Source organism: Legionella erythra, assembly GCF_001467615.1.
Taxonomy (GTDB): Bacteria; Pseudomonadota; Gammaproteobacteria; order Legionellales; family Legionellaceae; genus Legionella_C; species Legionella_C erythra.
The window spans coordinates 1-12,196 of the sequence record NZ_LNYA01000029.1; the positions used below are offsets into that span (position 1 = coordinate 1).

Genomic DNA, 12,196 nt, shown 5'->3' on the forward strand with positions numbered 1-12,196 from the left:
GGCAATTGAACGAATTTCTCAAAAGTGGACCATGCCGATTCATAACTGGAAACCAGCTATGAATCGCTTCATGATCGAATTCGGCGATAGAGTTACCACATAACAGGACGGCTAGTTACACAGAATTCCGGACAGACTCAATCCGACCTTCTGATTTTTCATTTAGGCAAAGATCGAACTATTAAAGTGCATTTCGCTAGATTATCAGCATTTCTTTAAATTATTTTTTCATTCGTATTGAGTTTTCCTCATCGTATACCATACTGTGGATCAGGCAAAGCTCTTCACTCAACTCCTTTACGAGCTTCTGGTCAAGATTCAAACCATTAGCTTCAGAAAAATCACATAGGCCCTGTTGTATTTTGTCTTTTTCTAAGGAGGCGGCATTCTCCTCTCTTTTTTCTAGCGACACTTGTGTAAAATGATAGGCCAAAGTATGTAGCACGTGTCCAGAATAGTCGACTCCTGGATAGTATTTTTTTATAATATCTCTCATCTTACTGTCTAAATACTTATCTATATCCGTTGGGATATTATGTTCTATAAAACCACCAATAAAATTATCAGGAAAGTAAGATCTTATTAGATAATCTCTTGTAGATTGATGGCTGTGTAACTTATCTTTGTATTGCTTAGTGGCGCAAGTTGCTGAGAATAGCATTGATGAGGGGTTTTGTATCCAATCATTAATCATCTTTTTTTGCACTGGGGTTTGCACTTGGTCAGAGATACCTCCGCCGATGGCTAATCCTTGTGGAGTAGTTTGATTTTTCCAGCCTAATAATACGCCCCCATTTGACATAAATTCTGAAGCTTTCCTAAGACTTTCCTCCACTGAAGAATTGTCCGCAGGGGCTGCTTGACCATTTTGGTATTTCATTGTGGTGATAGGAACAGTTCGATAGACATTCTGTAAATGTTTGTATTCATCTGTTGCCAATAATTCTTCGATTTTCTGAATTACCGCCGCTTGATTCGAGCCCTGTGTATTGGTTTTCCAACCGCCGTTTGCATAAGTTTTTAAAATTTCTTCTGTTTGAGCCTGATTAGCAGAATAAGTTATGCCAACAACTTTGGCCCCTTTTTCTTTGTGTATTCTACTTACTTCATTGAGTATCGTTTTTGCTTGGGCTTCAGCCGAAATAGCTGTACCGTTTTTTTCTTTGAAATTGACTTCAAATGGATTTATTTTTAGTGCTGACCATACGCCATTATTTTGGGAAATACTATTATTGTTACTTACGACTTGGGATGATGTTGGCGATCTCATCGACGGAATTGATTGAGCTGATTGGTGCATTTTGAACTCATCAATCAATACACTCATAGTGTCTCGTGGATTATGCCTACCATAATTTTCAATCTGGATGATCTTAAAGAAATACCTCGCTTTATCTTCTCCAATAATTACAGTATTACCATCAATTGGTGATGGTGTTGGTTGACTAAAATGCTTATCTCTAAAAGCTTCCGCTTCTTTTCGCGTATTAAAATTTATCTTAACTACATGCTTATGTGGTACATTCTTATCTCTGTCTAACTGAACAGATTGAAGAGCATATCCGAAAGTAATATTTTTTAAGCTTTTGGTCACATATTCCAATCCAGTTTCTCGTACCTGCTGTTGGCTAGATTGTTTCTGGATATTATTTTGCGATTGTATAGTTATTGTTTTTTGGTATTCCTGAAGTAAATTTTGGGCGCTTGTATGTCGTATATCTCCAGGTTTCCAACTGGAATTTTGGTTATCTCGATAAAGGACATGGGGCGTATCCTTTCCTAGGGTTTGACCTGGTTTGTAATATAATTGAAGATTCGCATTTTTATATCGCTCAATCACTGTATTACCATATTTATTAACAAAAATATTTAATTCTGCTGGCGATGAATCATAGCTTTTCTGTTGATTGGCATTTATTATTTGCTGATATGGTTTTTGCTCACTAAGTGGCATCTGGGATGGTTTAGGATGAATTAGAAAACTACTTGCCTCAATCCTCATATTTTTTAACGAGACCTTTTGCACTAGCGAGCCATCCAAATCGCTTGTATCGGGCTGATTAAGGCCCATATCCCTTCCTGCTTGTTTTCTAACCGCCTGTAATGATCTCTGAACGCCATTTTTATATTGATTGTCAGCAGTCATATAGAAGTCTCTTATCGTAGTCGTCTTAAATGTATCTAGAGATTGCAAGGGAGATTTGGCGCTTATTAGACCCTTTTCTACTATCATTGCGAAGGCTGTCTGTGAGTTTCCTAGAATGTTTTTACCATTTCCTGCTGGGCCAGTTCCCCACTCTTCCTCTGTTTTTTGACCACTCGCAAGACTACTTGTATCCTCAATGATGGTCGCAGGCCCATTTTGATCTCCAAAAGCCCATCCTAACTCTATTGCTTTATGAATACTTTCGCGGAACTTTTCAGATTGTTGATATTTGGCCGCATTAATTTGCATCTGAACTGATTTTTTTTCAACATCCCATTTTTCAGTATCAAATGGGTTATTTTTATCTACGTAGTATGCGGATTGTTCAGGTGGAATGTAATATTGACTTTGTGGATTCCTAATACCCCTAAGGATTTCCCCAGGGCTTTTTTGATCTTGCCAGACTTTCAGTTTATCTGTTTTAGCTTGAGGTGTTAATTTTTGGAAATGCAAGTAGTGCTCTGACGTTGGAAACCAAAGTTCTCCGAGATGTGGGTCGAGAAATTTATAACCTTTGCCTTCATTATCATCAAAGTTACTCAAAGCAAAATTCTCTTTGCTTCGTTGATAACCGGAAACACAGACGTTGCTTCGATTCGGTGCCTGGCCATTGTTAAGATAAAGTTGTCCGCCCATGTTATTTGCCGTAAAGATAGCCCAATAGTTTTATTTTAGCACTACAATTAGCGAATTGTATTTCTAATAAGTGTTAACTTGAAAAATATCTGGGCGAATGGGCTTATAATAAATACGACAATCAAAGCAACATGTGCTAAGCAAAAGCTTCTAGGCAAATTGTAACTGCTGGTCTTGATTGAAACAGTTATAAGTTGAAACAGACCAGAAAGATACGCACAATAAAAAGGCAACTTCCAGAAAAATTTACTGCTTTCATAAATACTTCGCCAAGTCAATTGCGCTATTTTCAGACTCACCACTTAAAAATCGTTCAATTAGAGAATTTCAGAGTAAATATCTCCTCTTGACTAAGTGATTGTAAACAATCGAAGAGCTCCGATCGAGATAGCGAAACTTCTATAGGATCTAATCCCATCTGTGAACTTACAAGTTTGATCCGCACTGGCCCGCTTGGTTCATCCTGCACAACGGCAGTTATTTGATAAGAAGAGTCGACTTTATCCAGCGCTGATATGCGCAATTGACCTAATGATTTATTTAAAAGTGGTACGAGCTCTTCTGCTGAGTAGCAGTCCTCCAACATTTCCTGTGGCATTCTCAAAAGTAACAAATATAAATCCTCATTAGTTAAAGTAATGGAAATAGGTTTAGTATCCATATAAGCTGTTTCTGCCAGTAGTATATAGTGCTCTTCTTTCGGAATTAATTTTTGCAATAAATAACGGCCATCCTTCTTCACTTCATCAATTTCAGCAATCCCTGTTGATTTTACAGCAGTTAAAAATTTAAGCAGAGCTAGAGTATAATTTTCAATGCTATCAAGAAAAATAAAGGTTTTTTGTAAATTATCAGCCTGATTATCAGCAGTCGATGGCAGTATCGTTGATTCGACTGAGTGGGAGGAGGCACTAGTGAGATTAGGAGTGTCAGCCTCTGCAATGAATTGTAAACACTCCCTCGCATCCGTACTGGCCCTGGCAAAAACCGGGAAATTATAATCCTCGGTCGAGGACATTAGTTGATTATCCTTCACTTGACAATAAACTCTATCTCCGGTGGCGTGGATACGTTGAGTAACGGTTTTTAATAACGCATTAAAGTGGCGTTGTTGGCTGTCAGATGGAACAATAAGTGAGTCATGACCATTGGCTATGGCAATATTATATTGTGCCAAATGGTAGCACCGCATCAGATCCAATTTGTGCGCCAGATTCATGATGTGGAAAAGAGCTTGCTTTTTAGGGGTAATGTTTTTTGATTTTAAGTAATCTGGATTACCCATGTTGAGGATCAGTTCTGCGTATTTATTGACATCGTCCTTTGACATTTTGCCGCGTGCATACAGAGTGAACTGTTCAGCACATCGCTGGCGATATTCTCGGTATTTTTCCGGGTTGCTTTTAAAAGCAAGATCCGATTCGCGTCCAGAAACACTAAAAAGCATGCAAAGTTGCAGTTTCTTCAGTTCTTCACTATTGAGATTCTGGCAGAGCTGGCTTAATTTTGGTTTCGCAAATTGCTGGAAATACTCGACCACAAGTGGGATATAAGTGGCTACTCTGAGAGAGTGAGCCAAGCCATGATTAGGGCGATGGATTACCTGATTATCACGCGCCAATACAGCATCAGTGCTTTCCAGCTCAGTTTCTTTATAAGCCTTACTTAAGTGATGGGTATAGACATACCCCGCTTCCCTGATTAACCCAGATGAATTACCTATCTTAAGTTGCATAATAAGATGACTGATTTTAGTTGAGGCATCCTTCAACGGCTCATGTAACAAATTGGAGCCCCTTACTTTTTCAACAAGCTTTCCCATTTTCTTGTTAAGAGCCTCAAGCTTTGCTATTTTCTCACTGGTTTTATGCTTGTTGTCTTCAAACCAAAGAATGAGCTTATCCAATTGTTTTATCTGGTCCTGAAGCGCCACAATCTCCGTTTTTTTAATGGAATTACTAAGCGATTTCCATAATGAGAATGGCGTTTTCTGTGGAGGGGGAACCTGCCCTCTTAAATAATCGACTTGTTCACGAAGGGAAATAAGCTGTGTCCTGATCTCAGCATTGACAGTCGAGTAAGAGGAAGGATCAATACCATCAAGGCTTCTCACGACAAAAGCTTCAAATACCTTTCTGCCCTTGTCTTGGCTGAACGAACCGAATGCTAATTGTGTGCCTGGAACAAGAAGAACCTCCTGCTCATCGCCTTTATAAGACAAATCCTGTACGCGCTTACCAATTCCATGGTGAGGTTGAGAAATCTTCAGCGTTGTGTCGGTGCCTGATAATTTCATGGCATTCATGTCTTCAGAAGAACTGATAAATCCATCCTGGCGTATGGGGATATGAGTGTCGATTGCTTTATGGCGTTGTTTCCATACGCTTTCAGGAATTCGATGACTACTCTCAGCGCGATAGACTTCCTGGAGGCTGCTGTCATCGGAGTCATTAGGTAGTTCTAATCGGGTTAGACCATGAGCGGCAAGGCAACTGGCCAGAACAATTTCCTTCACTATCTCAGTTAATCTATCCGATGACAGTTCTTTAAAGCTTATATCACGCCCCTGAGTTCGTAAAAATGAATTAATTTCTTCATAGAAATTTGAGGTATACAGCGTTATTGCCAGTTTTTCGCCATACGTCAACTGTGTATAACGTTTGTTTTTATCAGCTTTTTCATAATCTTCTTGTCGAGGAATAAATACACCCCCCTCTAGAGAGGGTTTATGGCTAGCGGTTTCAATAAACATTTCATAATGCTCGGAAACCTCGTCTGAAAAGGAAAAATGCTCGAAATCAGGCTGATGCATTAAAATTTGAGTTAGATTGAAGATCTGATCATTAAATACTACCTCCAACTCACCCAATGCATTAAAGCGGCATTGAGCTTTCTGGGTCGGATTTAGAAATAATTTTACAATTGCTTCTAAATCTTTTGTGGCGTCACTCTTTAGTCTTGGTCCTTTTTTGAGATGCCCAAGCACTTTACTGTAAGACATTGATAAAAACTTAAACAAAATGACCTAGTATTATATTAGACCATTTAGACCTAATTTCAATCAGATTGTGCTTCTGTAGATTATCCCGCTAAACTATATACGCTAAGTCTTTTGTATTATGGAATGGCTCTTAAGAATGGTTTTATAGCCCGCGACAGCACCATTGGTGCCCTCTTTTGCATAGGCACTTAATAGAAATCTTACAGACTTACGGGAGGCCTGAAATATTCAAAAAAAGAGGCTGACAAATTACCTCCGCTGAGTTTACTGTGCTTTTTCTGGGGGAAGATGGCAAAGGCAGGTTTATGCCAACATCTTTAACGAAATGTTGTGACGCTTTCTAAACAATGAATTTGTTTTATCTGCATGCATTTATGACGGGATCGACGCACCATGAAAATTGCACACTGAATAACCATTTAATCACAACAACCCCGTTCTTTGTTAATAGTGCTATTCCTGCTGAAATATAAGGCCATTATGGATGAGGTAGTTTAAAGGCTGGCTGTAGCTTAAATTTGCCGTAGGTTGTTTGAAATTAAGGTTTTTTCTGCATTTCACTTCGTAATTCGGCACTCTCAAAACCTAATTGCTGCACGATGTCAGCAATTTTTTCATCGTCGTCACTAAATTTTCTTTTAAGAAATTCTAAAGCTGCAGCAGGAATTTCTTCCGCTAGACCATCATTTTCAAATCGGACAATATGCTCAAGGTTTTTTCCGTTTCCACAATCTATCGGGTATTTATCATTTCCCCCAAAATAAGTTGTTTTAAATCCCTCTTTGGCAAGTATAGTTTGGAACTCATTGGCATCCTCAGGACTGTCGAAAGCTATTTTAAGTGTTCCATTCATTGCGCCCCGTTCTACTAAAGGAATGCCAGAGTATTCTTTATTCATTTTTCCCATTCGATAAATTACCTTACTTAGTTCCTGATTTGAGTGAGGTAAGTTATTATTTTGATGATTGTAGGTCGAATAGGCTCGAGTGCTATCAGGCAGACTTTTGCTGAGGCTGATAAGGTCTGTGTGAGCGTAATTATGCGTCATAATGCCCCTAGCACGTTCAGATAAATCTCTGGGATCTTCAACGTTACTTGAAGAATTTAAAAGGTTACGCTTTTCCATCAACAGGATACCGAGTTTATTTCCAGCACCGTTATGTGGAGCAACTTGCCCTCCTTTTTTCCAACCCCAATTTCCATCTTGATTTTTATCACTTCGGCTTCCTGTATCCTCAATCAAGCAGGCATCACCTGTAGCAAGGAGGGCGTTCTGTACCCCGGGGATTTTTAGCTTTGCATCAATTGCTCTCTCCATTGCTCTGTCGGCGTCCGAGTAATGATTCCACTTCTTTTTTTGGCCTAAATTTCGTGCATTCTGAGCATCTCCACTTAGGATTTCATTCAAGTATGCCTTATCATTCGGATCTTTCTGATATTGAAAATAGTGTTCGACAGTAGGAAATGTTCTTTCACCATATGGCGTCATCATACGGATAGGCGTTTCAGCGTAATTAGAAAAAATACCCCATGCGTCACTTTCTCTATCAAATGCGACAATACTTATACTATCTGTCTTATTGCTACCTTTCAGCTTTGGATGATCCGAAGGACCAGTTAAACGTTTAATTGGCCCATTAAATGACTTTACTGACAAGGTCATACGATTATCCTCCGAATGAACGTATTCATAACATTGTATTTTGCACTAGAGTATCGCTGTCAAATGTTATTATAGACCTATTTGACACATGTATTATCTCTGGTTATGCTGCTTTAGCTTGATTAGCACACGTTATTCAATCTGCAAACTAACTCCAAAATAATGACTTTGGCAATTCAATTTGATTTGCTTGAATGCATTTTAAATCTTCTGTTTTTGAGAGAGGTGCATTCCATAAAACTGGTATCTGAGGTAACTTGCCGTGTTGGCAGGGCTTTTCTGACATTTCATTTTTAAACCATAGCAAACGCCAAAGCCAATCATTGGATTTAATTCCACTCAGCTTAGAATCATCTAATCCATGCTTTCGGTCCCTATTGACCCATCTCAATTTGTTTACTTCCCATGGAAGTAAGTGGGAACCACATTCTTTTACTGAAAGGACCTGGAAATCACTCTCATCACAAGTACTCTCTATCACTAGCCCTCGTGTTACATGCGATAAAATGTGAGCTATAACCTCGTCGTGCAACTCATTTTTTAGCCTCCAAACAGTACGCATCTCCGCCCCTGTAATACTATTCTTTTTGCATAAGCTGCTGGTTTTGAAGCCACTATTCTGTAAATTCTCACCTATTTCGCCATCCTGTTGATTGAATGAGCCTTCATCCGTTACTCTTTGCATAACAAAATACAGGGGTATTAAAGGTTCATCATGGTAATATCTTCTTATGTTTTCTTGAAGTACATCAACAACGCATCCTTTGCTTGGTTTTTTGTTCTGATTGGCATTGATTTCGCTGGGTTTTTCAAAGTCGCTATTCCATACACGCACCCCCACGTCATCACACCCTAAAATCTGCTTTGTTTGTTCGAAATGATAGGTTATTTTATTCCCACCTTCCTTTGATTCGAAATATTTTTGAACTTGTCTGTACCCCAAGAGATCGCTTCCAAATATTGCTAGTTCATTCTGAGAATGAATAATTGGTTTTAGGATTTCATGAGTTGTTTTAGTCAATCCCTTCTTCCAAAGGTCAAATTCCATATTTTTCTGCTTATCTTTTTTCTGTTTTCTCTCATTCATCAATTTTATTGCTATATCAATGTCATTACATAAAAAATCATCATCTTCAGCATCATTTAGCAGTTTCTCATATTGATCTTGTGTCATTTTTGGTATTAAACTCAACATATTGCAACAGCCCTGAGTCATTGTGAGCTCCTCTTCATCTTCACAATCTTCTTCAATACTCTTTGAGTATTTTTCATACCAAGCCAATGCGTAAGGTATTTGTTTTTTTACAAACAGGAAATCGGTGCTTATTTTTCCAGATGAGACTTTAATTTCGTCATTATCTTCAAATTGAAGCCAAAGATAAAGAATGTTCTTAATTTTTTTCTTCATAATTAATTAGATAAAGTTCTCACTCTCTTAATTTTTAATGAAAATTAAGAGAGTGAGAACATATTTTTCTATTTATTAAAAGTAATTTTATTATCTATTTCATTGCCATAAGCAATTAAAGCAATATCTTTTTCTTTACCCGTTATTTTTTTAATTCTAAACATATTATTTTTATCAGTTGATGTTACATTTACTTTATGTGGCTTGCTATCAATTTCATCGGCATTAAATTCGTTGCGTACTGTTTTTCTTTTTATGTATTCATCAGCATCATTTTCATTGAAAAACAATATCACTTCTTTTTTAAATGACTTTTGGATTTCTTTTTCATTGGGCTGTCTGTTTTTTCCGTAAAAATCAGAAATACCAAACAATCGATATGCCACATTCTCACCAACAGCAATTAAATCTCTTTTGGACAAATTAATTAATCCTACTTTTTTAGCAACATTAATATTGCTAATCGCCGAATCAACCTTTTCTAAATTTTCCTTTGAACTGACACGGAGATTGCGAGCCGATTTTGAATCGAGATGACCCAATATCTCCTCGAATATTTCTTGAGGAAATTTTGACAAATCACCATTACCATCAATCCTTTTAATCCCATCATTTTTTTTAAATAATTTCATAAAGCTTTTCATAATAAACTCCAGTTAAAAATCGAGTATAATTATATCAATTAAATATATTAAGCAAACATTAATTTGCGGTGCCCCTCTCTTTTCTCTGTCGAGGGCAGAATGATTCCGAATGACTTATCGCAGAGGTCTAATAGTGTCAATCCTATGCAGAGTGACGTGGTCTAATAGATTTGGACACACCAGTTAAAAGATAATAACTTAATTGGAGAGAAACATGTCTACGACAAAAAATATTCAAAAGAGTTCAAGCTAGATGCAATTAGCTTGGTTACCGAACAAGGTTATGGCCGAGCAGAAGCAGCCCGCAGCTCATCGATTAACCCGAAAATGCTTAATCGCTGGATAAAGAAAATGAATCGGGTGATGGTCAGGCTTTCAGAGGCAATGGAAAACTAACAGCAGAGCAGCTTGAAATACGCCGTTTGCGGGAAGAAAACAAACGACTGAAGATGGAGAAAGAAATATTAAAAAAGGCGGTAAATTCAATTGCTCAAGAAACGAAATGAAGTATTCGTTTATAGTCCAACATGAGAAGGTGTGGCCGGTAGGCGCGATGTGTTTAATAATGGGTGTGTTACGTTCAGAGTATTGCCATTACCGGAAAAATCATCACAATAAACCAGCATATCCAGAGCATCAGGATATGCTGGATTTTGTGAAACAAATTGCTGATAAAAGTTATTATACCTATGGCAGCCGACGGATGCAGAGAGCGTTAAATACACTGGGATATCCAGCGAGCAGGCGCAAAACACGAAGCCTGATGCAAGAAGCCAATGTGATAGTGCGTTACAGGAAAAAATACAAAGTGACGACAAACAGCAATCACAAAAAGCCAGTGTTTGAGAATGTCCTCAATCGCGAGTTCTCGCCAAAAGCCCCTGATCTCGCATCGGTTTCTGATATAACGTCCCTATGGACACAGGGAGGTTGGTTGTATCTGACTGTTGTGATTGACTTGTTTTCCCGGAAAGTAGTTGGTTGGAGTATGGGTTCAAGAATGAAAGCGTCATTGGTATGTCATGCGCTTAAAATGGCGCTCTGGCAACGAAAACCAAAGCCAGGCCTCATCGTTCACTGCGATCGGGGTGCCCAACATGCCAGCCATGAGTATGGCAACCTGTTAACGGATTGGCACTGCACAGGCAGCATGAGTAGAAAAGGTAATTGCTGGGATAATGCTGTCGCCGAAAGCTTTTTGGCAGCTTGAAACAGGAATGTGTTCAATGGAACCATTATCAAAGCCGTTTTGAGGAACAACAGGATGTCTTGAAATGGATTACGATGTTGTGTAACAGATTCCGCTCCCATTCAACACTGGGGTACAAAAATCCCAACCAATTTGAAAAGGACTATGAAGATAGGGTTTTAACGGAAGTAGCTTAACTGGTGTGTCTCAAATTACTTGACCACGTCACTTATGAGTAGCAATCGGTGTGAAGGTCTTTTATCTTCATTTGGTGTCTATACGAGACGTGAGTGCTGGTTGTTTTGCTGTCAAGAAGGCCAAGTAGACATTAATCTTTAGCTTTTTATGGCAATCTTAAGCATAAGCGATTGACATAATATAAACAAATAGATTAATATTGGATCAATTTATAATTGAGGCCAAGTGCTTCTCAGTGGCATTTCTCCGGAGTTGTAATTGTCGACACTTTATTCTCAAGCATGAGACTGCATTAGGAAATTTATGTTCAAGAAAATATTTGGTATGAAGAAAATGGTTAATAATGGCAAGAAGAATATTACTTGGGATAAAGATGAATCTTTATATTTGATCCCCAAAGAGGTTCTTGTTGATGACCTCTTTCCATTCCTTGATTTAAAGACACTCTTAAGGCTAAGATCTGTATCCAAAGAATTTCGTGATTCAGTTAATTTATTCTTAAAAATCGAAGCCAATGCAAAAGAGCTTGGCATATTTGCATTATACAAAGGAAGTCAGTTTTATGCGGTTGGTGAAAATGTCGCACATAAAGTAGCATCCGACAGCATATGGGACGCTATCTTCAATGATGGCATGCTAGATATCGATGTAACACCCAGTCACATTAGTAAATCATTCTCATCAAGAGTAACTCTGTTCAAATCTGAAAAAACAGCAAAAGCAAAGGTCAACAGTCAAACTTCCTATGGTAAAAATATGATGCTTTATTCCAGACCCTATCTTGCTAATGTTAATCTAGATGAGAATGTGGTTCTTGCTAAACTAGACAAGGATAAAGCAGGGTATAATCCAGATATAATGACTATCCAAAAGCTGGGTAAATGTGACATTTGCTATTTAGATGGAGGTGAAATCCCTAAACCCCATTCTGGCAACTCACCTTAGCTGAAATATTAGTTTAATTCCAACACATCAGAAAATGAATTATTTTTGACTTAATCTGACATAACCTATTGATAAGGTTATAGTTTCCCGTTTTGATAGGAGTGCGAACTTTAATCAAACCAAGAGGAAAACCCTCATGATCGATAATACCGTGACGTTGTCAAGTAATTTGAAATGGAGTGTCCAGGACGGGGTTTAAAGAAAGTGACTTAGCTGGTGTGTCTTAGATTTACTTGGATCTGTAAATAATTTTGTGTAATTAGTCATAGCATATAATCTGTCGGCACTGGATAGTGCTGACAAATA

At 38.1% G+C, this 12,196-nt stretch carries 6 protein-coding genes and 1 pseudogene; 2 read left to right on the forward strand and 5 right to left on the reverse strand.

Features of this window, described 5'->3' with window-relative positions; all coding sequences use genetic code 11:
• Window positions 1–220: 220 nt before the first annotated feature.
• The 5 genes from Lery_RS15530 to Lery_RS09280 form a co-directional block, all read right to left on the reverse strand.
• Complete coding sequence (locus tag Lery_RS15530) at window positions 221–2,842, reverse strand: NADAR family protein (protein WP_065230281.1); 2,622 nt, start codon at window positions 2,840–2,842, stop codon at window positions 221–223.
• A 313-nt stretch (window positions 2,843–3,155) separates the two neighbouring features.
• On the reverse strand, window positions 3,156–5,843 hold the full coding sequence (locus tag Lery_RS09265; protein WP_058526983.1) for a SidE phosphodiesterase domain-containing protein: 2,688 nt from the start codon (window positions 5,841–5,843) through the stop codon (window positions 3,156–3,158).
• 538 nt (window positions 5,844–6,381) lie between these two features.
• Window positions 6,382–7,506 carry an NADAR family protein gene (locus Lery_RS09270; protein WP_058526984.1) on the reverse strand — a complete coding sequence of 375 codons (1,125 nt, stop codon included), beginning with the start codon at window positions 7,504–7,506 and terminating at the stop codon, window positions 6,382–6,384.
• Between the two features lie 148 nt (window positions 7,507–7,654).
• Window positions 7,655–8,914, reverse strand: a complete 1,260-nt coding sequence (locus tag Lery_RS09275) for a hypothetical protein (protein ID WP_058526985.1) — start codon at window positions 8,912–8,914, stop codon at window positions 7,655–7,657.
• Between the two features lie 68 nt (window positions 8,915–8,982).
• Window positions 8,983–9,558: a hypothetical protein gene (locus Lery_RS09280; RefSeq protein ID WP_058526986.1), complete on the reverse strand. Its 576-nt coding sequence runs from the start codon at window positions 9,556–9,558 to the stop codon at window positions 8,983–8,985.
• 201 nt (window positions 9,559–9,759) lie between these two features.
• On the opposite strand from Lery_RS09280, the pseudogene Lery_RS09285 reads away from it, so the two are divergent.
• Together Lery_RS09285 and Lery_RS09290 are read left to right on the forward strand one after the other, a co-directional pair.
• Window positions 9,760–10,944 (forward strand): annotated as a pseudogene (locus tag Lery_RS09285) (IS3 family transposase).
• A 304-nt stretch (window positions 10,945–11,248) separates the two neighbouring features.
• The gene (locus Lery_RS09290) at window positions 11,249–11,890 is read left to right on the forward strand and encodes an F-box protein (RefSeq protein WP_058526987.1); all 642 of its coding nucleotides are present in this window, start codon (window positions 11,249–11,251) and stop codon (window positions 11,888–11,890) included.
• The last annotated feature ends 306 nt before the right edge of the window (window positions 11,891–12,196 follow it).

Bases quoted from the DNA above. Each gene is read 5' to 3' on its own strand.
- Lery_RS15530 (WP_065230281.1), bottom strand. From the start codon at position 2,842: ATGGGCGGACAACTTTATCTTAACAATGGCCAGGCACCGAATCGAAGC.
- Lery_RS09265 (WP_058526983.1), bottom strand. From the start codon at position 5,843: ATGTCTTACAGTAAAGTGCTTGGGCATCTCAAAAAAGGACCAAGACTA.
- Lery_RS09270 (WP_058526984.1), bottom strand. From the start codon at position 7,506: ATGACCTTGTCAGTAAAGTCATTTAATGGGCCAATTAAACGTTTAACT.
- Lery_RS09275 (WP_058526985.1), bottom strand. From the start codon at position 8,914: ATGAAGAAAAAAATTAAGAACATTCTTTATCTTTGGCTTCAATTTGAA.
- Lery_RS09280 (WP_058526986.1), bottom strand. From the start codon at position 9,558: ATGAAAAGCTTTATGAAATTATTTAAAAAAAATGATGGGATTAAAAGG.
- Lery_RS09290 (WP_058526987.1), top strand. From the start codon at position 11,249: ATGTTCAAGAAAATATTTGGTATGAAGAAAATGGTTAATAATGGCAAG.